This is a genomic window from Proteus appendicitidis (assembly GCF_030271835.1).
GTDB classification, from domain to species: domain Bacteria; phylum Pseudomonadota; class Gammaproteobacteria; order Enterobacterales; family Enterobacteriaceae; genus Proteus; species Proteus appendicitidis.
Map to the genome: position 1 here is coordinate 1,290,456 of NZ_CP127389.1, position 23,146 is coordinate 1,313,601.

At 37.9% G+C, this 23,146-nt stretch carries 19 protein-coding genes; 8 read left to right on the top strand and 11 right to left on the bottom strand.

The window, feature by feature from the left end:
* Positions 1-62: 62 nt before the first annotated feature.
* Complete coding sequence (gene metG / locus QQS39_RS05955; RefSeq protein ID WP_109373468.1) at positions 63-2,090, bottom strand: methionine--tRNA ligase; 2,028 nt, start codon at positions 2,088-2,090, stop codon at positions 63-65.
* A 204-nt stretch (positions 2,091-2,294) separates the two neighbouring features.
* On the opposite strand from metG, the gene apbC reads away from it, so the two are divergent.
* The 6 genes from apbC to QQS39_RS05985 all read left to right on the top strand — a co-directional run bounded on the left by apbC (position 2,295) and on the right by QQS39_RS05985 (position 9,730).
* Positions 2,295-3,407: an iron-sulfur cluster carrier protein ApbC gene (gene apbC / locus QQS39_RS05960; RefSeq protein ID WP_151434649.1), complete on the top strand. Its 1,113-nt coding sequence runs from the start codon at positions 2,295-2,297 to the stop codon at positions 3,405-3,407.
* 220 nt (positions 3,408-3,627) lie between these two features.
* Positions 3,628-4,269 (top strand): uridine kinase, encoded by a 642-nt coding sequence (gene udk, locus QQS39_RS05965; RefSeq protein ID WP_151434650.1) that lies wholly within the window; start codon positions 3,628-3,630, stop codon positions 4,267-4,269.
* Between the two features lie 67 nt (positions 4,270-4,336).
* Positions 4,337-4,918: a dCTP deaminase gene (dcd, locus tag QQS39_RS05970; protein WP_006537532.1), complete on the top strand. Its 582-nt coding sequence runs from the start codon at positions 4,337-4,339 to the stop codon at positions 4,916-4,918.
* 46 nt (positions 4,919-4,964) lie between these two features.
* Entirely contained in the window at positions 4,965-6,902 is a 1,938-nt protein-coding gene (asmA, locus tag QQS39_RS05975; RefSeq protein WP_285805553.1) for an outer membrane assembly protein AsmA, read from the top strand.
* Between the two features lie 275 nt (positions 6,903-7,177).
* The gene (dcuC, locus tag QQS39_RS05980; protein ID WP_109409728.1) at positions 7,178-8,539 is read left to right on the top strand and encodes an anaerobic C4-dicarboxylate transporter DcuC; all 1,362 of its coding nucleotides are present in this window, start codon (positions 7,178-7,180) and stop codon (positions 8,537-8,539) included.
* A 585-nt stretch (positions 8,540-9,124) separates the two neighbouring features.
* Positions 9,125-9,730, top strand: a complete 606-nt coding sequence (locus tag QQS39_RS05985; protein WP_285805554.1) for a DUF6708 domain-containing protein — start codon at positions 9,125-9,127, stop codon at positions 9,728-9,730.
* Between the two features lie 76 nt (positions 9,731-9,806).
* On the opposite strand, the gene QQS39_RS05990 is transcribed toward QQS39_RS05985, so the two are convergent.
* Both QQS39_RS05990 and QQS39_RS05995 read right to left on the bottom strand, forming a co-directional pair.
* Positions 9,807-10,106 carry a hypothetical protein gene (locus QQS39_RS05990; RefSeq protein WP_151434653.1) on the bottom strand — a complete coding sequence of 100 codons (300 nt, stop codon included), beginning with the start codon at positions 10,104-10,106 and terminating at the stop codon, positions 9,807-9,809.
* Positions 10,107-10,182: 76 nt separating this feature from the next.
* Positions 10,183-11,763, bottom strand: a complete 1,581-nt coding sequence (locus QQS39_RS05995; RefSeq protein WP_151434654.1) for a TerC family protein — start codon at positions 11,761-11,763, stop codon at positions 10,183-10,185.
* A 244-nt stretch (positions 11,764-12,007) separates the two neighbouring features.
* Between QQS39_RS05995 and gndA the strand changes: the two genes are divergently transcribed.
* Positions 12,008-13,414, top strand: a complete 1,407-nt coding sequence (gene gndA, locus QQS39_RS06000; RefSeq protein ID WP_069368813.1) for an NADP-dependent phosphogluconate dehydrogenase — start codon at positions 12,008-12,010, stop codon at positions 13,412-13,414.
* A 286-nt stretch (positions 13,415-13,700) separates the two neighbouring features.
* On the opposite strand, the gene QQS39_RS06005 is transcribed toward gndA, so the two are convergent.
* The 3 genes from QQS39_RS06005 to QQS39_RS06015 all read right to left on the bottom strand — a co-directional run bounded on the left by QQS39_RS06005 (position 13,701) and on the right by QQS39_RS06015 (position 17,767).
* Complete coding sequence (locus QQS39_RS06005; protein ID WP_285805555.1) at positions 13,701-15,053, bottom strand: dicarboxylate/amino acid:cation symporter; 1,353 nt, start codon at positions 15,051-15,053, stop codon at positions 13,701-13,703.
* 434 nt (positions 15,054-15,487) lie between these two features.
* Entirely contained in the window at positions 15,488-16,837 is a 1,350-nt protein-coding gene (locus QQS39_RS06010; RefSeq protein ID WP_151434656.1) for a dicarboxylate/amino acid:cation symporter, read from the bottom strand.
* A 429-nt stretch (positions 16,838-17,266) separates the two neighbouring features.
* Positions 17,267-17,767 carry a YbaK/prolyl-tRNA synthetase associated domain-containing protein gene (locus tag QQS39_RS06015; RefSeq protein WP_151434657.1) on the bottom strand — a complete coding sequence of 167 codons (501 nt, stop codon included), beginning with the start codon at positions 17,765-17,767 and terminating at the stop codon, positions 17,267-17,269.
* Between the two features lie 313 nt (positions 17,768-18,080).
* Here QQS39_RS06015 and yiaY point away from each other — a divergent pair, with 313 nt between their 5' ends.
* Positions 18,081-19,232: an L-threonine dehydrogenase gene (gene yiaY / locus QQS39_RS06020; protein WP_151434658.1), complete on the top strand. Its 1,152-nt coding sequence runs from the start codon at positions 18,081-18,083 to the stop codon at positions 19,230-19,232.
* A 110-nt stretch (positions 19,233-19,342) separates the two neighbouring features.
* Here yiaY and hisIE read toward each other — a convergent pair whose 3' ends face one another.
* The 5 genes from hisIE to hisB are packed head-to-tail and all read right to left on the bottom strand — an operon-like array spanning position 19,343 to position 23,116.
* On the bottom strand, positions 19,343-19,960 hold the full coding sequence (gene hisIE, locus QQS39_RS06025) for a bifunctional phosphoribosyl-AMP cyclohydrolase/phosphoribosyl-ATP diphosphatase HisIE (protein ID WP_265576207.1): 618 nt from the start codon (positions 19,958-19,960) through the stop codon (positions 19,343-19,345).
* A complete protein-coding gene (gene hisF, locus QQS39_RS06030; protein WP_285805556.1) occupies positions 19,960-20,733 on the bottom strand; it encodes an imidazole glycerol phosphate synthase subunit HisF in 774 nt (257 codons plus the stop codon). Before hisF ends, hisIE begins: the two co-directional genes overlap by 1 nt.
* On the bottom strand, positions 20,715-21,452 hold the full coding sequence (gene hisA / locus QQS39_RS06035) for a 1-(5-phosphoribosyl)-5-[(5-phosphoribosylamino)methylideneamino]imidazole-4-carboxamide isomerase (protein WP_285805557.1): 738 nt from the start codon (positions 21,450-21,452) through the stop codon (positions 20,715-20,717). Before hisA ends, hisF begins: the two co-directional genes overlap by 19 nt.
* Before the next feature lie 6 nt (positions 21,453-21,458).
* Complete coding sequence (hisH, locus tag QQS39_RS06040; RefSeq protein WP_285805558.1) at positions 21,459-22,049, bottom strand: imidazole glycerol phosphate synthase subunit HisH; 591 nt, start codon at positions 22,047-22,049, stop codon at positions 21,459-21,461.
* Entirely contained in the window at positions 22,049-23,116 is a 1,068-nt protein-coding gene (hisB, locus tag QQS39_RS06045) for a bifunctional histidinol-phosphatase/imidazoleglycerol-phosphate dehydratase HisB (RefSeq protein WP_151434662.1), read from the bottom strand. Before hisB ends, hisH begins: the two co-directional genes overlap by 1 nt.
* Positions 23,117-23,146 lie beyond the last annotated feature (30 nt).

A 23,146-nucleotide genomic window follows, 5' to 3' on the forward strand; every position in this document is an offset into this window, starting at 1 on the left:
AAAAAGAGCGGGGCTCTTATAGAACCCCGCCATTTATTGATTTGGCAAATGAATCTTGGTTGTTATTTCACTTGCTGACCCGGTTTTGCACCAGAATCTGGGCTAAGTAAGAAGATATCTTTATCGCCAGGTCCTGCCGCCATTACCATGCCTTCTGAAATACCAAAACGCATTTTACGAGGTGCTAAGTTTGCCACCATTACCGTTAAACGACCTTCCAACACTTTCGGATCTGGGTATGCTGTACGAATGCCAGAAAAGACTTGGCGAGTCTCACCACCTAAGTCCAAAATTAGCTTCAGTAACTTATCTGATCCTTCAACAAAATCAGCTTGTTTAATTTCAGCGATACGCATATCGATTTTCGCAAAATCATCAAACTTAATCGTTTCTTGAATTGGTGAATCTGCTAATGGTCCTGTGACTTCTTTTACAGGTGCAATGGTGCTTTTAGATGCTTCAACCATTGCATTGGCTTTATCCATTTCAATACGGTTAAACAGTGCTTTGAATTTGGTGATTTCTGTACCTAAAAGTGGTTGTGCAAGCGCATCCCATGTTAATTCGGTTTGCAAAAAGGCTTCTGAGCGTTCTGTTAATGAAGGTAAAACCGGTTTCAGATATGTCATTAGCACGCGGAATAAGTTAATACCCATTGTACAGATAGCTTGTAGCTGTGCATCTTGACCTTCTTGTTTTGCTACAACCCACGGCGCTTTTTCATCAATATAGCGGTTGGCTTCATCCGCTAATGCCATGATTTCACGAACTGCTTTACCAAATTCACGATTTTCAAATGACTGTGCGATAGTTTCTTTCATATCAACAAAGTGTTGATAAAGCTTAGCATCATCTAAAGAATCTGCTAATTTGCCATCAAAACGCTTGCTGATAAAACCTGCTGTACGTGATGCAAGGTTAACGACTTTATTAACAATATCGCTGTTAACACGTTGAACAAAGTCTTCTAAGTTTAGGTCAATATCATCAATGCGTGAGGAAAGTTTTGCTGCATAGTAATAGCGTAGGCAATCTGCATCAAAATGATCAAGGTAAGCACGCGCTGTAATAAAGGTGCCACGAGATTTTGACATCTTCGCGCCATTTACAGTGACATAACCGTGAACAAACAGGTTGGTTGGCTTGCGATATTCGCTACCTTCTAACATGGCTGGCCAGAATAAGCTGTGGAAATAGACGATATCTTTACCAATAAAGTGATAAAGGTCTGCTTTGCTGTCTTTATTCCAAAACTCATCAAAACTTAAATCACCACGTTTTTCACATAAGTTTAAGAAAGAACTCATGTAGCCGATTGGTGCATCTAGCCATACATAGAAATATTTACCCGGTGCATCTGGGATTTCAAATCCAAAATAAGGTGCGTCACGAGTGATATCCCACTGTTGTAAACCGCTGTCGAACCACTCTTGCATTTTATTTGCAACTTGCTCTTGCAAAGCGCCAGAGCGGATCCACTCTTGTAACATATTACTAAATGCAGGTAAGTCGAAGAAATAGTGCTCAGTTTCACGCATAACAGGCGTTGAACCTGATACAACAGAGCGTGGGTTGATTAATTCGGTTGGGCTGTAAGTAGAGCCACAAACTTCACAGTTATCACCATATTGGTCTGGCGCTTTACATTTAGGGCAAGTGCCTTTTACAAAGCGGTCAGGCAAAAACATGCCTTTTTCTTCATCATAAAGCTGAGAAATAGTTTTGCTTTTGATGTGACCATTTTTTTTCAGTGCAAGATAAATTTTAGTCGATAATTGGCGACTCTCTTCACTGTGTGTAGAGTGATAATTGTCGTAACTGATATTAAAGCCAGCAAAATCCTGCTGATGCTCTTTGCTCATTTCTTCAATCATGGCTTCTGGTGTAATACCCAGTTGTTGAGCTTTCAGCATAATTGGCGTGCCGTGAGCATCATCAGCGCAGATGAAATGAACTTCTTTGCCGCGCATTCGTTGATAACGGACCCAGATATCAGCCTGAATGTGCTCAAGGATATGACCGAGATGAATTGAACCGTTAGCATAAGGTAACGCGCAGGTTACCAATAATTTATTCGCGACGTGAGACATAGTAAGGATCTTACTTCCATAAAATTAATAAAAGGGACTTTGATGTTAACCGATCCGTCATGATGTCGCTAGGGCAATAATCGAGTTTTTGCAAGAGAAATTTCAGTTGGCAAATTGAGGTAAGGCATTATCGTAGTCATCTACTATCTGATATGATAGATGCACTCATATATTTAATAAATAATGAAAACGAGAGGAGCCGGGATGAGTGATAAATCCCCCGAGCAGACCACCCCTGAGATTCTGAACGAAAAAGTTTCAGGTGTCTTGTCTACTTTTGAACACCCGACATTGAAGCGTAATCTGCTTTCTCTAAAAGCATTACATCAATGTGCGATGATTGACGATGTTCTTCATATCGAGTTAGTGATGCCATTTGTTTGGAAAAAGCCTTTCCAAGCCCTAATCGAAGAAAAAACATCTGAACTTCGCAACATCACTGGTGCAAAAGCCATTGAATGGAAACTCAAGCACAATATTTCAACCTTACGCCGTGCAAATGATCTGCCGGGCGTTAATGGTGTACGTAATATTCTTGCTGTTAGCTCTGGTAAAGGTGGCGTTGGTAAATCAAGTACAGCAGTTAACCTTGCATTAGCGCTTGCACAAGAAGGTGCTAAAGTAGGTATTCTTGATGCTGATATTTATGGGCCGTCTATTCCGAATATGTTGGGTACCACAATGGAGCGTCCAACGTCTCCTGATGGACAACATATGGCACCGATTATGGCTTATGGTTTAGCGTCTAACTCTATCGGTTATTTAGTTACAGATGATAATGCAATGGTATGGCGTGGTCCTATGGCGAGCAAAGCATTAATGCAAATGCTCCAAGATACGCTGTGGCCTGACTTGGATTATCTGGTTATCGATATGCCACCGGGAACAGGTGATATTCAACTAACCTTATCGCAAAATATCCCTGTAACCGCTGCGGTTGTGGTAACAACGCCACAAGATATCGCGCTGGTGGATGCGATGAAAGGGATCGTCATGTTTAAGAAAGTCAATGTGCCTGTATTAGGTATTATTGAAAACATGAGCGCACATATTTGTAGTAACTGTGGTCACCTTGAACCTATCTTTGGTACAGGTGGTGCGGCGAAATTGGCAGAAAAGTATCATTGCCAATTATTAGGTCAAGTTCCTCTTCATATCTCTTTACGTGAAGACTTAGATCGCGGGCAACCAACAGTAATGCGTGATCCTGAAGGCGAGTTTGCTGATATTTATCGCGAAATCGCGTCAACAGTATCTGCTCAAATGTATTGGGATGGTGATGCAATCCCAACGGAAATTTCTTTCCGCGCAGTGTAATTACAGTAAAAAAATACGTTGAATTATTTGCTGATTTAAATGGAGAGCCATCTGGCTTTCCATTTTTTACATGCAATTTCCGACTGTTTTTGATAAAAAACGAATAGATTTCTGGTTTTACGCTGGAACCAGAGTGATTTCAAAACTATAATCTGCGCTAGCGTAATATTTACATATTATTACGTTATCCCTCTTTTTATTTCAAACCAGGTTTTTGATTATGGCTGACACAGCACATCAGTGCACAATTGTAGGTATCGCTGGAGCATCTGCTTCGGGTAAAAGTCTTATTGCAAGTACACTTTACCGCGAATTAAGAGCGCAAGTAGGTGATCATAATATCGGGGTGATACCAGAAGATTGTTACTATCGTGACCAAAGTAATTTAACGATGGAAGAACGATATAAGGTCAATTATGACCACCCAAATTCGATGGATCACGCACTTTTATATCAGCATTTGTGTGAACTAAAAGCAGGAAAAACCATCGAACTCCCTCAATACGACTACGTTGCTCACACTCGCAAAGCAGAATCCATTCCTTTTCAACCTAAAAAAGTTATTATTATTGAAGGCATCTTGTTATTAACAGATAAACGCCTGCGTGAAGAGATGGATTTCTCTATCTTTGTTGATACGCCATTAGATATTTGCTTAATGCGCAGAATTAAACGTGATGTGAATGAACGTGGACGTAGCTTAGACTCAGTCATTGAACAATATAATAAAACCGTTCGTCCTATGTTCTTCCAGTTTATTGAACCTTCTAAACAATATGCCGATATTATTGTACCTAGAGGGGGTAAAAACCGCGTTGCGATTGATATTCTGAAAGCAAAAATTGGGCAGTTCTGCGAATAATAGGTTCATTTGTGGGCAGCTTTCATGCATGATGAAACTGCCTGTTTAACTTGAAGAAGGAAATAAAATGCGATTATGCGACCGTGATATTATTCAGTGGCTGGATGAAGGTAAATTAGTCATTGAACCCCGCCCGCCCGTCGAGCGAATTAACGGCGCAACAGCAGATGTTTGCTTAGGAAATCAATTTCGTGTTTTCCAAGGTCATACTGCTGCTTATATTGATTTGAGTGGTCCTAAGGCTGAAGTAAACGCTGCACTAGAACGTGTAATGAGTGATGAAATTGTGTTACCTGAAGGTGAAGCATTTTTCTTGCATCCTGGTGAATTAGCGTTAGCGGTGACACTTGAATCCGTCACTTTGCCTGATAATGTTGTTGGATGGTTAGATGGACGCTCATCATTAGCTCGTTTAGGTTTAATGGTGCATGTTACTGCTCATCGCATTGATCCTGGCTGGCATGGACAAATCGTATTAGAATTTTTTAATTCAGGTAAACTTCCTCTCGCGTTAAGACCGGGTATGGTTATTGGTGCATTAAGCTTTGAACCTATGTCGGGTTCTGCTGATAGACCTTATAATCGTCGTCAAGATGCAAAATATAAAAATCAACAAGGTGCGGTTGGTAGTCGGATTAGTGAAGATTAACTATCTTTATAATCGTCATTATCATGTTCATTAAGCGGGTAATTATATGAAAAGGTTCTTGACAACACTGGCTATTTTGCTTGTGGTTATTTTGGCAGGCTTAACAGCGTTAGTTTTACTCATTAACCCGAATGATTTCCGTGGATACCTTGTTGAAAGGGTTGAAAAACAAAGCGGTTATAAACTCACATTACAAGATGATATGCGTTGGCATGTGTGGCCAAAGTTAAGCATTATCAGTGGTAAGATGTCATTGACAGCACCCGGTGCTGAAATGCCTTTTATTACTGCCGATAATATGCGTCTTGATGTTGAATTATTACCGCTACTTTCTCATCAACTTGAGGTAAAAGAAGTTATGCTTAAAGGTGCCGTAGTTCGCCAAACACCTGAAAGTAAAGCTATTCCTAAAGTATCACCAATTTCTATTCCTCGCGATATTTCTCGCCCAGTTGTCGAACCTAGAGCCAATAATTGGCAGTTGAACATCGCCAAAGTAAAAATTTCAGACAGCTTAATTATTTGGCAAATGAAAGACGGTGAGCAACTTAATTTACGTGATATTGATATATCGTTGAAAACAGACGAGAAAAAACAAGTTAGCCTTGAGATGAGCACGAAAGTGAATCGTGACCGTCGTGAGGTAATGCTTAATGTTAACGCTAATGCGGATATGAGCGCTTACCCTTATCAAATTAACGGCAAAATTACACAGCTAGATTATATTTTGTCTGGTACTGAGCTTCCTGAAAATGGGATCTCAGGGGGGTTATCCTCTGATTTCACCATTAAAAATGACAGTATCAAGGCGATATCTCTTGATAATTTAAATCTCACGGCAAACGACAGCCAATTACAAGGCCGTATTAGCGCTGAATTTGATAAAAAAACACGTTATCAAGCTGAATTAAGCGGTGATGTGTTAAATTTAAATACACTATTACCTGAATTAGCACCGACAAAAATAACAGAAATGGCACGTTCAACACCTGTTATAAAGAATTCAGCATCTTCTTCATTTTCATTATTTAACTCTGCTTATGCGGCACCCGCACCGAATGCCACTATTATGGCAAAACCGATTATTACTTCAGTTACCATTGAAAATAAAGAATATGATTTAACGCATTGGGGTGATATTGAGTTTACCTTGAAATTAGCCCTGAATAAGCTTCTTTATAAAGATTTAGAAATTAACAATTTTAAACTTGATGCGTTAAATAACCCTAATTCACTGAATATTCAAACCTTAACAGGACAAATCCTTCAAGGTGATTTTTCACTGCCAACGGTTATCTCAACAAGCATTGTGCCAGCGCATATCAGCATGGATATCACAATGAACAATATTCCATTACAGCCACTATTGCGTGTCTTTAATCAACCTGAAAATTTCAGTGGATTAATTTCAGCAAAAGGGAATTTAGAAGGAACGGGATATAACCGAAAAGCTTTTTATCATTATTGGCAAGGTACACTTAATACCTCTGTTACCCAATTTAAAATGCAGGGATTAAATGTACCACAGGTTATTCAGCAATCAGTCGCTCAAGCGACAGATAAAGTGATTTACCCTGAAGATATCGAAAGTTATACCCAAGCAGATAATGTGATTGCCCAATTTAAGTTAGCACCAAAAGGAAAAGTAACCGTTAATTCACTTGATGCTCAAGCAGAGGCTTATCAAATTAAAGGGCAGGGCAAAGTAGATCTTCAACGTCATGATCTTGATGTGATGTTATTTGTTAATATCAAAAAAGGTTGGGGCAAAGAAAACGAATTTATCCGCCAATTGGCTAAAATTGAAATTCCACTAAGGCTTTATGGTGATTGGAATGCTATTCAATATGAACTTAATATTGAAAAATTATTGCGCGATCAATTACAGCAAAAAGCCAAACAAGCTATCGATAATTGGCTAAATAAACAAGATGCTGAAAGCCCTGAAGTAAAGGCGCTTAATCAGCTATTGAAGAAAATCTAGTTTCACGATTTTTAACTTCATCACATTCTTAATAAAAGCACACTATTTTGATAATTGTGTGCTTTTTGCTTTATATCTATCATTTAATTTATGTTTTGAATGAAAAGTAAGCATTCGTGCTATGTATATACAAAAAAATAGTCGTTTTTTTTGATATATGTCATACACTGCAACGTTGCCTTTGGGCAGAGTGTGTCAATCGCACTAAACGCAAAAATGATGATAAAAATAAAAAACTTCATTTTATAAATGACTATTTTAGACAGGATAAATAAATGATTGAAATTCTTATCGGCGCCTTAGTTGCCGTAGGTGTTGGACGTTATATCGTAAAAGGCTATTCACCAACAGGCGTTTTAATGACGGGTGGTCTGTTATTACTGATCATCAGCGTAATTATGGGAAGGGCTGTTTTACCTGCGAGTGCGACTGCAACAGGCTACGGTTTAATTGATATTGTCGAGTATGTGAAAAATCTACTAATGAGCCGTGGTGGCGATTTAGGTATGATGATCATGATACTTTGTGGTTTTGCCTCTTATATGACGCATATTGGTGCTAATGATGTTGTTGTAAAATTAGCCTCACGCCCACTAAAAATGATTAATTCACCTTATCTGCTGATGGTGGCGGCTTATATCGTTGCATGTTTGATGTCACTGGCTGTTTCATCAGCAACAGGGCTAGGTGTGTTATTAATGGCAACGCTGTTCCCTGTTATGGTGAATATGGGAATTAGCCGCGGAGCGGCGGCTGCAATCTGTGCGTCTCCAGCTTCTATTATTTTAGCACCAACATCAGGTGATGTTATTTTAGCCGCTGAAGCGTCTCAAATGCCACTGATTGATTTCGCATTTAAAACCACGTTGCCTATTTCCATTGCTGCAATTATTGGTATGTGTATTGCTCACTTCTTCTGGCAGCGTTATCTTGACCGTAAAGAGCATATCGAAACAGAAATGTTAGACGTGAATGAGATCAAAACTCACGCACCAAGTTTCTATGCAATTTTGCCTTTCACGCCAATTATCGGTGTTCTTGTTTTTGATGGTAAATGGTTACCAGAGCTTCATATTGTTGCCATTATTATTATCTGTATGATTTTAGCGGCTGTTATCGAATTTATTCGTAGCTTTAGCGCAAAACAAGTTTTTGAAGGTTTAGAAGTAGCTTACCGCGGTATGGCAGACGCATTTGCACAAGTTGTGATGTTATTAGTCGCAGCAGGGGTATTTGCTCAAGGTTTAACAACCGTTGGCTTTATCAATGCATTAATTGAAGGTGCTCAGTCATTAGGCTCCGGTGCGATTGTGATGATGATTGCACTGGTATTAATTACGATGTTAGCGGCAATGACTACTGGCTCTGGTAACGCACCATTCTATGCGTTCGTTGAATTAATTCCTCGTTTAGCAAGCAATATGGGTGTTAACCCAGCTTATTTAACCATTCCAATGTTACAAGCTTCAAACTTAGGTCGTACATTATCACCCGTTTCTGGTGTTGTGGTTGCGGTATCAGGTATGGCAAAAATTTCACCTTTCGAAGTGATGAAACGTGTTTCTGTACCTGTGTTAGTCGGTCTTGTTATTGTCATTGTTGCTACTGAAATTCTTGTACCAAGTACTTTAGGTTAATTTTCATCGTATTGAATTAATCTGAAATTATTGTTTTAAATTTTATTGGCGGGCTTTGTATCAAAACAAAGCCCGTTTTTTTTATTGGATAAAATTAAAAGCAACCTACCTGATATAATCTCATAACATTCATAAATAAATAATTAAATTTAATGCTTGTATTTTTACACGCATATTGAGTAATTAACTATATTTATACTATAAGTTGTCTCCATAGAATTAAATATTACTTCTATATCAAAACTTATATTTAATTTTGATTGTGATTTATTTAAGCTTAATCGCCCATTAAATAATGAAGAAATAGCCGGTAAGCTGGAGCAAAATAGCCGTATTGATTTAGAAAATGAAGAATTGATTCCAGATGTAAAAGTGATTGCAGTAAATTCTCATTATCTTGAAATGGTGGATAAATATTATTCTTCAAAAGGATTTGTGAGTCTTTTTTCTTCCTTAGGTACTACTGCATTTTTAGGTAGTGCATTATGGATTATTTTTTATTTTATATTTTTTCAGCAATTTTCTAAAGAAAATATAGTATCTACTATTATTATAGGATCTCTATTTCTTGTAATGGGATTCTTTATGTTCTCTTTATTGAAAACAGAATGGTTTGCATGGACACATTATCCCATACGCTTTGATCGTAAGAATCAGATGGTTTACGCTTTTCGTACTGATGGCTCTATTATTACCGTTCCCTGGGAAAAAGTCTTTTTTACCACGGGGCTTGATTACGCGAAGAGTATGAAAAATGACTATTATATTAGTGGTCATGTACTTGCTGATGATAATAAAACCATTATTGATACCTTTTGCCTTCCTGCCTCCACCGGTAATTTTGAATTGCTAAAATATCATTGGGAGTTTATTCGCCGTTATATGGAAGAGAGACCGGAACACCTTATTCAGCAAGTGGAGTTTTGTTTGCCCATAGCCAATAAAAAAGAGAGTTATGGATTTACGTTCTTTTATGTCAGCACGCTATTTAAAGGGCTGTTAAAAATTTTAATGCCATTGATGTCTCCAATTATTTTTATTATTAGTATCCCACGTTATATTGCAATATTAACCAGTCGTCGTCCTATTTGGCCAGAGGAAATAGTAGCGCAGTGTAAAATAGATGCTCATGATCCTTATATCTTAAACGAAAAAACAAATCCTAAAGATCTCTGGAAAGCATTTTATTAAAAATAATCTATATTACGTTTCATCAACGTTATTACCTGTTTCCCGCCTAACGATATTTAATTTATGAATTAGATGATTATTTAAATCGAATAAAAATATCTGCAACTTTTTTAGAGCCTTCATAAATTTCAATTTTTTCTAATTCTTCTAATAAGTGATGAGGAGCATGTTCAACAAGAAACTGCATATAGCCCTCACTTATCCAATGTTCAGACTCTTGCTGTGTGTGAGTGATTTCAATCGCAAGGCTCCAACTATTTGGCTCATTAGGCAGTTGAGTCGTTGGATAATAAAAACCAGTTAAAGGTGGGGGTGATTGTCTTCCTCCCTCAATAGAGGTTAACCAAACGATTTTAACAATGATATTGGTATGCATATTTTTCAGTAGACATAGTAGTCTTCAGATAAAAAATATCCGCCATAAAGGCGGATATTTAGAGAACTAATTGAGATTACGCTTCGTCCACGTCCTCATTATCGTCAGTTTTAGGCTCTACAATTCGAACTTTATTAATTCGATGGTTGTTCACTTCTAATGGCTCAAATTCAATGCCATCAATAAGGATCTTCTCACCAACGGTTGGAACACGTTGTAAATGCTCCATTAATAAGCCAGCTAAGGTTTCATACTCACGTTTTTCATCCAGTTTGATTGGAACATAGAGTACTAAGTCTTCAAGTGGTGTAAAACCGTTTACAGTCCATGAGCCGTCTTCGTTTTGAACCAAGTCATGACGTGAATCGTTTTCTTCAGAACTAACAGGCAAATTACCCGCAATAGTTTCCATAACGTCAGTGAGTGTCACGATCCCTTCTACCGAGCCAAATTCATCAACAACAAATGCGAAGTGAGTATGCGCACTACGGAATTGTTCTAATGCTTGTAACAATGATAAACCTTCAGGGAAGATCAACGGTTGTGTCACTAATAAGCGTAAGTTTAATGGCTCATTACGTAATTGTTGATTCAGCAGTTGAATAACATTAACAACGCCGACAGGTTCATCACTGTATTGTTCATCAGTGATCACTAGACGAGAGTGAGGCTCCTTCTCCAATAATTGGCGAATATCATCTTGTGTTGCATTTAAGTCTACGTATTCAACATCATGGCGAGACGTCATGATACTGTTAACATTACGTTGGCTTAAACCAAGCACACGCACAATCATTTGGCGTTCTTGAGGATCAAACACTTCTTCTGAACTGGAGACTAAATCAGATGTGTGAGGATCTAATTCAGAAGATTCAGACTTACCATTAATAATACGTAGCACCGCTTCTGCTGTACGTTCACGCAAAGAGCGAGAAGCCGATAAGAAACGGCGACGGTTAAATTGTGCAAGCTGATTAAAGACTTCTATCATGATAGAGAAGCCAATCGCTGCATATAGGTAACCTTTTGGAATGGCGTAGCCAAAGCCTTCGGCAACTAATGCAAAACCAATCATCAGCAAGAAGCTTAAACACAAGATAACAATAGTTGGGTGGTTATTGACGAAATTTGTTAGAGGCTTACTTGCAAGGATCATCAAGGACATTGCAATAGTAACAGCCGCAATCATAACGCCTAAATGATCAACCATACCAACAGCGGTTATCACTGAGTCAAGCGAGAATACCGCATCCAGCACGATAATTTGTGCAACGACAGACCAAAAGCTGGTCGTTTTGCGTTGTTTCCCTTCGTCGTGATCTTTACCTTCTAGTCGTTCATTAAGCTCCATAGTGGCTTTGAACAGCAAGAATATCCCTCCGAGCAACATAATTAAATCTCTTGCACTGAAAGGATGATCAAACAGTGTAATAAGAGGTTTTGTCAGAGTGATAAGCCAAGAGAGACTAAATAACAACACAATCCGCATAACAAGGGCGCACAATAAGCCGGTTACACGAGCTTTATCTCTTAGTTTTGCTGGGAGTTTATCTGCCAGAATAGCAATGAAAACAAGGTTATCAATACCAAGTACGATTTCGAGAACAATTAAGGTGGAAAGCCCTACCCAGATTGTCGGATCTAAGATCCATTCCATACAGTTTGTTTTACCTTCTATAAAGACGGCATATGCCGACTTGAGAATAATGAGCAATTTGAAGGAATTTTTCAATAAATTATTATCAGTAGTAGAGGAATAATTTCATTTTGTCTAAAAGATTGTGATACCAATTACATCAATAACTACCACCAAGTGAGAGAGTGAGTTACTATGTGATCAGGTTAACAAATTGTCAGTACATTGATACTGGCAGGTTTATTTTCAGACGGGAGTTATTTTCATGTCAAAACAGCAAATCGGCGTGGTTGGTATGGCAGTTATGGGACGTAACCTTGCGCTAAATATTGAAAGCCGTGGTTATTCTGTATCTATTTACAACCGCTCAAGCGATAAAACCAACGAAGTTATCGCTGAAAATCCAGGTAAAAAACTGGTTCCGAATTATTCTATTGAAGAGTTTGTTGATTCGTTAGAAAAACCGCGCCGTATTTTATTAATGGTAAAAGCGGGTGAAGCAACGGATAAAACAATTGCTGCATTGACACCGCATTTAGATAAAGGCGATATCCTTATCGATGGCGGAAATACTTTCTTTAAAGATACTATTCGTCGTAACCGTGAATTATCAGCACAAGGCTTTAACTTCATTGGTACCGGTGTTTCTGGTGGTGAAGAAGGTGCATTAAAAGGTCCTTCAATCATGCCGGGCGGACAAAAAGAAGCTTACGAATTAGTTGCTCCTATCCTTGAAAAAATTGCGGCTGTTGCTGAAGGTGAACCTTGTGTAACTTATATCGGTGCTGATGGCGCAGGTCACTATGTGAAAATGGTTCATAACGGTATCGAATATGGCGATATGCAACTGATTGCAGAAGCATATTCAGTATTAAAACACTCATTAGGTTTAACTAATGAAGAATTAGCAGAAACCTTTACTGAGTGGAATAAAGGCGAATTAAGTAGCTATCTGATTGAAATTACAGCTGATATTTTCCGTAAAAAAGATGACGAAGGTAAATACCTTGTTGATGTTATTCTTGATGAAGCGGCAAATAAAGGTACAGGTAAATGGACTAGCCAAAGCTCTTTAGACCTAGGCGTGCCAGTTACTCTTATCACTGAGTCTGTATTTGCTCGTTATATCTCTTCATTAAAAGATCAACGTGTTGCTGCCTCTAAAGTATTATCTGGCCCTACACCTAAAGCATTCTCTGGTGATAAAAAAGCCTTTATTGAAAATGTTCGTCGTGCACTGTATTTAGGTAAAATCGTCTCTTATGCGCAAGGTTTCCAGCAACTGAAAGCAGCGTCAGACGAATATAACTGGGATTTAAACTACGGTGAAATTGCGAAGATTTTCCGTGCGGGTTGTATCATCCGTGCTCAATTCCTACAAAAAATCACAGATGCTTATAACGAAGATGCAAACATTGCAAATCTGCTGTTAGCGCCATACTTTAAACAAATCGCTGACGATTACCAACAAGCTCTGCGTGATGTTGTTTGTTATGGCGTGCAAGCGGGTATTCCTACTCCAACATTCTCTGCAGCTATTTCTTACTACGATAGCTATCGTGCAGAAGTGTTACCAGCAAACTTAATCCAAGCTCAACGTGACTACTTTGGTGCGCATACTTATAAACGTACTGATAAAGATGGCGTATTCCATACTGAGTGGATGGAATAAGAAAGATTAAATACTCGGTTATATTAATTGAAATATAACAATAAAAGGTGCTCAATTTGGGCACCTTTTTTATAGATTTAATATTGCGGTATCAAATGGGATGAGTATTTTTTAAAAAGTCATTAAAGATATTTTTCTATTACACTTATTTTAATCCATTAAAGTGACAATAATTGTCAGTAGCATTTTAATTAAAAATGAATAGCATAATAAAAAGAGAGTATTTATTTAAACACTCTCTTTTATCATTATTAAGTTAAGAAATTGAGTTAAGAAAAAGCCTAATCTATTGCTCAGTGACTTTCACATAATGAGGTTCTTCATTTACATTATCAGAGACTAATTTATCATCGGCAAAGTCTTCTCTTGATATTTTGCCACTAAAAACACCATTCATTCTCTCTTTGTCTAAGGCATTTTCCCAACGAGCGACAACAATACAAGCGCAAGCATTACCCACAAGATTAGTTAATGCACGACACTCTGACATAAAGCGGTCAATCCCTAGAATTAATGCCATACCAGCAACAGGAACACTAGGAACAACCGATAATGTTGCGGCAAGAGTAATGAAACCGGCTCCTGTAACACCCGCAGCACCTTTTGAGCTGATCATAGCAACAAACAGTAACGTAATTTGTTCTGTTAATGACAAATCAACACCTGTTGCTTGAGCGATAAATAAAGCTGCCATGGTCATATAGATATTGGTGCCGTCTAAATTAAAAGAATAACCCGTTGGAATAACTAAACCAACGACAGATTTTTTACAGCCCAGTTGCTCCATTTTACTCATTAATGTGGGGAGGGCAGCTTCAGATGAAGAGGTACCTAATACTAACCATAACTCATCTTTAATATATTTAATTAAAGAGAGAATGGAGAAGCCGTTATATTTGGCAACAGCACCTAATACTACGAGTACAAAAAGTAATGCAGTAAGATAAAAGGTAATCACTAACAACATTAAATTGCCAATAGAAGAAATACCATATTTACCTATTGTAAAAGCCATGGCACCAAAGGCACCAATAGGTGCTAGCTTCATTAGCATACCCACCATCTTAAAAACCGGGTCGCAAAGATGCTGTAAGAATTTTAATACAGGTTCACCCCGTGAACCTATTGATGCTAATGCTAGGCCAAAAATCACAGAAACAAACAATACTTGTAAGATATTGCCGTTAACTAATGGGCTAACGATAGTATCTGGGATGATATTCATTAAAAAATCAACAAGAGAAGAACTGTGTGCTTGTGTGACATACATTTCTACTCGACTACTATCTAATGATTCGGGAGAGATATTTAAACCATCACCAGGACGAATAATATTCGCGGTTATTAATCCAATAATCAGCGCAATAGTCGAAAAGGTTAAGAAGTAAATCATTGATTTACCAGCTACCTTTCCTACTGTTTTCATATTATTCATGCCAGCAATACCTGTGACTACAGTTAAGAAAATCACAGGTGCAATAATCATTTTGACGATTTTGATAAAACCATCACCTAGCGGTTTGAAAGATCCACCCACATCAGGATAAAAATGGCCCAGCAGAATACCCAGAATGATAGCGATAATTACTTGGACATATAACACACGATAAAAGGGGAGCTTGCGGGATGAAGTCTGCATAAAAATTCCCTGTAACTGAAAGATATTTGAATAATTAAAAAGTCATTATGTTGTAAATTATTATTTACATTTATTTTGTTGTAACAGGTAACTTAAAGGTATGAGTAAATCAGGTCAATAAAATAAAGTTGATTTTATCAAATATTGTGCTCTTCATCTAAAAAAATAGATTTAATTTCAACTTATCTCTATTTGTGGAATTTATTTTTCATAAATCAATAAGTTAATGAAATTATATTTTGTTTTAATTTATTATGTTTATTTAAGAATATGTGTATTTGGCTTTATTTTTTGGTGAATTAAATGGTTTAAATGTAAAAAAGATGGAAGGGAAGAAATGAGAAAGGGGATTTTATCTAATTATTTGTTTTTGTTTGATTATTTTAAAAAAAAGAGCGCATAAGCGCTCTTTTATGGATCATGGAAAATGATTTTTATTTTACTGGGATTTTAATTGAGTTATCAGACTCAGTTTCAATAGTCGCTAATGGAGCCTCTTCAATAAATTCGCTTGATGCTCTACCACTAAAGACATCATTCATTCTTTCTTTATCTAAGGCATTTTCCCAACGAGCAACAACGATACAGGCACAAGCATTACCCACAAGGTTGGTTAATGCGCGACATTCTGACATAAAACGGTCAATCCCTAGAATTAATGCCATACCTGCAACGGGAACGCTAGGAACAACGGATAAGGTTGCTGCTAAAGTAATAAAGCCAGCACCAGTAACACCCGCAGCACCTTTTGAACTTATCATTGCAACTAAGAGTAGGGTGATTTGCTCTGTTAATGAAAGATCAATGCCTGTAGCTTGCGCAATAAATAGAGCCGCCATGGTCATATAGATGTTAGTGCCATCTAAGTTAAAGGAGTAACCTGTTGGAATAACTAAGCCGACGACGGATTTTTTACAGCCTACATTTTCCATTTTACGCATTAAGCTAGGTAAAGCTGCTTCTGAAGAAGAAGTACCTAATACTAACCAAAGTTCATCTTTAATATATTTAATTAAAGAGAGAATAGAGAAGCCATTATATTTTGCAACAGCACCTAACACGACAAGAACAAACAATAATGAAGTTATGTAGAAAGTCAGAACGAGCAATACTAAGTTACTGATTGAGGAAATACCGTACTTCCCGATGGTAAAGGCCATTGCCCCAAAAGCGCCGATAGGTGCTAATTTCATTAGCATGCCGACCATTTTGAATACTGGCTCTGAGAAGTTTTGTAAGAACTTAAGAACTGGCTCGCCACGAGTCCCGATAGAGGCTAATGCAATACCAAAGACAACAGAAACAAACAGTACTTGTAGAATATTGCCGTTAACCAATGGACTAACAACTGTTTCAGGAATGATATTCATTAAGAAACCAACAATAGACGAGTCATGCGCTTTTGAAACATAACTTTCTACTTTGCTCGCATCTAATGAAGCAGGAGAGATATTTAAACCATCACCAGGGCGAATAACGTTTGCAACGATTAAACCAATAATTAATGCAATGGTAGAGAAAGTCAGGAAGTAAATCATGGATTTACCCGCGACTGTACCCACAGCTTTCATATTATTCATACCGGCAATGCCAGTGACGACTGTTAAGAAGATAACAGGCGCGATGATCATTTTTACAATTTTGATAAATCCATCACCAAGTGGTTTAAAGGATTCACCAACGTCAGGGTAAAAATGTCCAAGCAAGATACCGAGTAAGATGGCAACGATAACTTGCACATATAGCACTTTATAAAGTGGTTGTTTTTTAGTTGAAGTTTGCATGAAAATTTCCCTGCACCTATTGGTACATTGTTTATATATTTATTTATATGTTAGAAAATAACCGAATTGTAAATGAAGTTTTACATTATTGTATTTTTATTGATGCTAACTTAAATGTACTACTAATTCAGGTCAATAAAATAAAACCTATTTAGTAAATTATTGAGTGCTGAAACGAGTAAATTTATTAATAATCTCTGTCTTGTACATTTTTTAGCGTTATTGATAGGGTAATAAGAAATTAGTGGAATTTATTCTGATTTTTTTCTTTTTATTAGAATTAAATATTGGGTTGTTTTCGGATTAGATTATCTAATATTAGTTTTAAGGATGTAAATCTATACATACAGCAGGAATAGATATCATGCTAACAATTACCCTTAGCTGAATTTATAACTAGGGTAATTGTTAAAGATAAGTTGACCGTTTTTATTTTTCGTTTTCTTCGTCACGAATAAAAGAGATTAATTCGGGGTGTGCAATACGTTTGTAATCTTGCGTATTCAGAATAATAGAGCGCTCTAATGTACCCGCATTAAACGCTAACTCATCAAAGCGTTCAAAAAGCAAAGGGTCTGCGACAAGCTTCAATGCAGGATGAAAACTAAAAGGGGGAATTGCGCCAAAGACACACTGGGTGAGATCATCCACTTCTTTAGGGCTTGCTAAAGATGCTCTTGTCCCCCCGATTTGGTGAGCAAGTTTTGAAAGGTCAGCTTGTTTATCGGCGGGTAATATTGCCAGCACATGTTGTTTAACACCATTACCTTTTATATGGCAAACAAGTCCTTTTGCGCCTTGTCCTAATTGTGTTCCTCTAATTTTTGCAACTTCTTCAGAACGACCTGCGGTAGGGTGTTCCATTACACGGTAAGTAGCGTGGTTTTTATCTAATAAAGCAGTGAGTTGCTCAAAAATAGTCAAAGACATCAATGACTCCTGAATTAATAAGTTATTTATTTGAAGTCATTATACGACTTTAAAAAAAATATTCTGCTGTGATGTTTACAGTTGGTTTTGATTATTTTGATAAGCTTTTCAAATTATTTTATTACAAACAATAACATGTTAATAGTATTATCCTATTGAATTAATAGAGTAATTAAATTACCAATATTATATTCGTGTACTAATATTATAAATAAATTGATATTTATTTATTATTTTGATGATGATCAATTTAAGAACAAAAAGAATAGAACATATTAAAACATAGATTTAATTACTAAAAAGGAAGTCAATAATGGCTGTTTCTACATTCTATATCCCTTCTGTAAATAAAATTGGTGCGGGTTGTCTTGCTGATGCCGTAAGTTCAATGAAAGACTTCGGTTTTCATAAAGCGTTGATCGTAACTGATAGCATTTTAAATCAACTGGGTGTTGTTGAGAAAGTAAGTAAATTACTGACCGAGGCTGGTATTTCTAGCGTAGTTTATGACGGTACTGCACCAAACCCTACTGTTGAAAACGTAGAAGCGGGTTTAGCTCTGCTGAAAGAACATCAATGTGACTGTGTGATTTCTTTAGGTGGTGGTTCACCACACGATTGCGCCAAAGGTATTGCGTTAGTGGCTTCTAATGGTGGAAAAATTGCAGATTACGAAGGCGTTGACCGTTCTGCTAAACCTCAATTACCACTGATTTCAATTAATACCACAGCAGGTACTGCATCAGAAATGACGCGTTTTTGTATCATCACAGATACTGCGCGTCATATCAAAATGGCTATCGTTGATAAAAACGTTACACCACTCTTATCTGTAAATGATTCAGAATTAATGATTGGTATGCCAAAAGGTTTAACCGCTGCAACAGGTATGGATGCATTAACTCATGCTGTTGAAGCGTATGTTTCAATTGCTGCAAATCCAATCACTGATGCGTGTGCATTAAAAGCAGTCACTATGATCAGCGGATCTTTACGTAAAGTTGTTGATAATGGCGGTGATGCAACAGCGCGTGAAAACATGGCTTATGCACAGTTTTTAGCAGGTATGGCATTTAATAACGCATCTTTAGGCTATGTACATGCTATGGCTCACCAATTAGGTGGTTTTTATAACTTACCTCATGGTGTGTGTAATGCGGTTTTATTACCACATGTTCAAGCTTACAACATTCAAGCTGCAGCAGGTCGTTTAAAAGATATCGCACAAGCTATGGGTGTTGATGTTTCTGCAATGAGCGATGAGCAAGGTGCGAAAGCGTGTATCGAAGAAATTCGTAAAATGGCTAAAGATGTTGGTATTCCTGCAGGTCTGAAAGAATTAGGCGTGAAAGAAGAAGATTTCAAAACATTAGCTGAAAATGCGCTGAAAGATGCTTGTGCAATCACTAACCCAGTTCAGGGTTCTGAAAGTGATGTTATCGAATTATTCCGCCAAGCAATGTAATGCTTAGAAGATAAAAAGCTAATTAAGCGATTACTTTTTATTTTTAAAAAATGAAGCCGATACTTTATTTTTGTATCGGCTTTTTGTTATCTCTATTAATGTGATATCAATTACTCTGCTTTTTTATGGCGTTCTTGTAGGCAACCAATAACATCACTGAGTGATAATGATTGGTCTTGCAGTAAGACCATTAAGTGATAGAGCAAGTCTGAGGCTTCATTTTTTAGCTCTTCTCTGTCATTCACAGTAGCAGCCAATGCGGTTTCTACACCTTCTTCTCCCACTTTTTGCGCTATACGTTTTGTACCACTGGCATAAAGACGAGCAGTATAAGAGCTATCTGGTGAGGCATTTTTACGTTCACGTAATATATTTTCAAGCTCGTAGAGAAATCCCCATTGGCTTTGTGCTGGAGCAAAACAACTTTCAGTACCGTTATGGCAAGTGGGACCAATAGGATTGGCTAAAATAAGTAAAGTATCGTTATCACAGTCAGGATAAATATTGACTAATTTAAGAAAGTTGCCTGAGGTTTCACCTTTTGTCCATAAACGCTGTTTAGTGCGTGAATAGAAGGTCACATTTCCACTTTCTAAAGTGACATTTAATGCTTCTTTGTTCATATAACCTAGCATTAATACATCACCTGAAATGGCATTTTGGATAACCACAGGCATGAGATTATCGACTTTTTTCCAATCTAATTGCGCTAATGTTTCACTATTCATTATATTCTTACCTTAACGTCATTCTTTGCAAGATACTGTTTTAATTCGTTGATATTAATTATTTGTTTATGAAAAACAGAGGCTGCAAGAGCGCCATCAACATTGGCTAATTTAAATGCATCAAGAAAGTGTGACATTTCACCCGCACCGCCAGAGGCAATAAGAGGAACATCCGCAACTTGGCGTACTTGAGCCAATTGTTTCAAGTCATAGCCTTGTCTGACACCATCTTGATTCATCATATTTAAAACAATTTCACCGGCACCTAATCGCTGCACTTCACGTACCCAGTCAAGGGTTTTCCAGTGTGTTTGCTGAGTCCGTTTTTCATCACCTGTGAATTGATAAACTAAATACTCGCCTGTTTTTTCGTCAAACCATGTATCAATACCCACAACAACACATTGCACACCATAACGTTCTGCAAGACGCGAAATCAGAGAGGGATCTGAAAGTGCAGGGGAGTTAATCGAAATTTTATCGGCACCAAATGAGAGAATTTTCCCTGCATCTTCAACAGAGCGAATACCACCTGCAACACAAAATGGAATATCAATCACTTCAGCAACGCGCGACACCCAGCTTTTATCAACCACGCGGCCATCAGACGAGGCGGTAATATCGTAAAATACCAGTTCATCAGCGCCTTCTTTAGCATAGCGTTCAGCAAGAGGAACAATATCACCGATGATTTCATGATTACGAAATTGAACACCTTTAACGACTTGCCCATTTCGGACATCAAGACAAGGAATTATGCGTTTTGCCAACATGATATCGCCTCTTTTAATGTAAATTTGCCTTCTAATAATGCTCTACCAACAATAATGCCGGCAACACCAGATGCTGGAAGATCTGCGATATCTTGTAAATCACCAATACCGCCCGAAGCTTGGAATAAAATATCAGGGAAACGCTGGCTAATTTCTTTATACAGTTCAACGTTAGAGCCAGCTAATGTGCCATCACGAGAAATGTCGGTACACAATACATGCTTTAAACCCACACTTTGATAAAGCTTGATGATATCTTCAAGCGTATAAGGGGAGTTCTCTTGCCAACCACTGACAGCTACCCACTTTTTGCCTTGTTTATCAATGCGAACATCGAGAGCTAATACAATGGCATCTGCACCATAGCGCTCAAACCATGTTTTCACTATTTCAGGCTGGCTGACTGCGGTAGAGCCAATAACAACACGGCTTGCCCCTGCATCGAGCAGTGATTTAACATCATCTTCAGTGCGAATGCCACCTCCCACTTGTACGGGCACATTGACACAAGCAACAAGTTTTTTTAACAGTGGAATTTGGCGAGCAGAAGGATCTTTTGCACCCGTTAAATCCACTAGGTGAAGTAGCTTTGCGCCATCTTTTTCATATTGTTGGTAGCGTGTCAGCGGATTATCATCATAATCACGCTGTTTTGCATAATCACCCTGATGAAGACGAACTATTTTCCCATCAATTAAATCTAATGCTGGAATAATCATAATGGGTTACATCTCCAAAAAATTCTTGATAAGTTGAGCGCCCGCTTTACCTGAACGTTCTGGGTGAAATTGCACTCCATAAAAATTATCTTTTTGAATTGCGCTACTAAAGCGAGAGCCGTATTCAGTTTCAGCAATCGTCGATTCATTGAGCGCTAGAGCGTAACTATGAACAAAATAGAACCAAGCATTGTCATCAAGTGAACGAAAAAGAGGATGCCCCGGTTTTGCTAATACTTGGTTCCAACCCATATGAGGTAATGGTAAACCCGCTGTATCAAGCTTATCTATGGTGCCATCAACTAAACCTAATAAAGGGATATCTTTACCTTCCTCGCTTAGTGAAGCCAATATTTGCATACCTAAACAAATACCTAAAACTGGTTGTGTTAAGGCTTTAATTAAAGGAATTAGCTCACGAGCTTTGAGCTGTTCCATTGCCGCTCTTGCTGTTCCTACTCCGGGTAAAAAGAGTTTATCCGCAGATAACACCACGTTTTTTTCATAGGACACAATTGGATCATAACCGAGTCGCTTAACAGCGTAAGCGACAGAGGATAAATTGGCACAGCCCGTATCAAGAATAACCACTTTCATCACAGAACACCTTTTGAGCTTGGTAAAGTATTGCCTTCAACACGAATGGCTTGGCGTAATGTACGACCAAAGACTTTAAATAAGCTTTCAGCTTTGTGGTGATCGTTTTTGCCTTTTGATTTCAGGTGCAATGTGCAACCCATGGTGTAAGAGAGAGAACGGAAAAAGTGTTCAATCATCTCTGTACTTAAATCACCGACACGTTGATATTTAAATTCGGCTTTGTACTCAAGGTGTGGACGACCAGAAATATCTAATGCACAGCTTGCGAGGCACTCATCCATTGGTAATGTAAAGCCAAAGCGAGCAATACCCCGTTTATCACCTAATGCTTCGCGTAATGCTTCACCCAAAGCAAGACCGGTATCTTCTACCGTGTGGTGATCATCAATAACTAAATCACCTTTTACATTGATATTCATACGAAAGCCGCCGTGTGTGGCAATTTGATCAAGCATGTGATCAAAGAAACCAACACCAGTGCTGATTTGGCTATTTCCTTCACGATCTAGCCAAACATCGATCGCGATTTGTGTTTCTTTTGTTTTGCGCTCAACGTGGGCATAACGATCTTTTTTAGTCAGCTGCTCTGTAATAACAGCCCAAGGGAGCTTGTTGGCATTATAAAGTATGCCTTTGATACCCATATTTTCAGCTAGCTGAATATCAGTTTGTCTATCGCCAATAACATAACTGTTATCTTTATCGAGTGCGCCATCAACTAAATATTGGGTGACAAGCCCTGTTTCTGGTTTGCGACAAGGGCAGTTGTCTTCAGGCTTATGAGGGCAAATTAAAACATCATCAAAGGTGATCCCTTGTGATGAGAAAACTTGCATCATTAAATTATGAGGAGGATCGAAATCTGTTTGAGGAAAACTTTCTGTGCCTAATCCATCCTGATTTGTGATCATAATCAGTTTATAACCCGCTTTTTGCAGCGCTGTCAGTGCGGGGATCACGCCATTTTCAAAGGCAAGTTTATCAAGTCTATCAACTTGGTAATCAGTTGGTGGCTCAGTGATTAAAGTACCATCACGATCGATAAAAAGAATTTTTTGGCTCATGGTTGAGATCCCTCAGTTGCGATTTTTTGT

Coding starts and splice junctions, on each gene's coding strand:
- metG (WP_109373468.1), bottom strand. CDS start 2,090: ATGTCTCACGTCGCGAATAAATTATTGGTAACCTGCGCGTTACCTTAT.
- apbC (WP_151434649.1), top strand. CDS start 2,295: ATGAGTGATAAATCCCCCGAGCAGACCACCCCTGAGATTCTGAACGAA.
- udk (WP_151434650.1), top strand. CDS start 3,628: ATGGCTGACACAGCACATCAGTGCACAATTGTAGGTATCGCTGGAGCA.
- dcd (WP_006537532.1), top strand. CDS start 4,337: ATGCGATTATGCGACCGTGATATTATTCAGTGGCTGGATGAAGGTAAA.
- asmA (WP_285805553.1), top strand. CDS start 4,965: ATGAAAAGGTTCTTGACAACACTGGCTATTTTGCTTGTGGTTATTTTG.
- dcuC (WP_109409728.1), top strand. CDS start 7,178: ATGATTGAAATTCTTATCGGCGCCTTAGTTGCCGTAGGTGTTGGACGT.
- QQS39_RS05985 (WP_285805554.1), top strand. CDS start 9,125: ATGTTCTCTTTATTGAAAACAGAATGGTTTGCATGGACACATTATCCC.
- QQS39_RS05990 (WP_151434653.1), bottom strand. CDS start 10,106: ATGCATACCAATATCATTGTTAAAATCGTTTGGTTAACCTCTATTGAG.
- QQS39_RS05995 (WP_151434654.1), bottom strand. CDS start 11,763: ATGGAATGGATCTTAGATCCGACAATCTGGGTAGGGCTTTCCACCTTA.
- gndA (WP_069368813.1), top strand. CDS start 12,008: ATGTCAAAACAGCAAATCGGCGTGGTTGGTATGGCAGTTATGGGACGT.
- QQS39_RS06005 (WP_285805555.1), bottom strand. CDS start 15,053: ATGCAGACTTCATCCCGCAAGCTCCCCTTTTATCGTGTGTTATATGTC.
- QQS39_RS06010 (WP_151434656.1), bottom strand. CDS start 16,837: ATGCAAACTTCAACTAAAAAACAACCACTTTATAAAGTGCTATATGTG.
- QQS39_RS06015 (WP_151434657.1), bottom strand. CDS start 17,767: ATGTCTTTGACTATTTTTGAGCAACTCACTGCTTTATTAGATAAAAAC.
- yiaY (WP_151434658.1), top strand. CDS start 18,081: ATGGCTGTTTCTACATTCTATATCCCTTCTGTAAATAAAATTGGTGCG.
- hisIE (WP_265576207.1), bottom strand. CDS start 19,960: ATGAATAGTGAAACATTAGCGCAATTAGATTGGAAAAAAGTCGATAAT.
- hisF (WP_285805556.1), bottom strand. CDS start 20,733: ATGTTGGCAAAACGCATAATTCCTTGTCTTGATGTCCGAAATGGGCAA.
- hisA (WP_285805557.1), bottom strand. CDS start 21,452: ATGATTATTCCAGCATTAGATTTAATTGATGGGAAAATAGTTCGTCTT.
- hisH (WP_285805558.1), bottom strand. CDS start 22,049: ATGAAAGTGGTTATTCTTGATACGGGCTGTGCCAATTTATCCTCTGTC.
- hisB (WP_151434662.1), bottom strand. CDS start 23,116: ATGAGCCAAAAAATTCTTTTTATCGATCGTGATGGTACTTTAATCACT.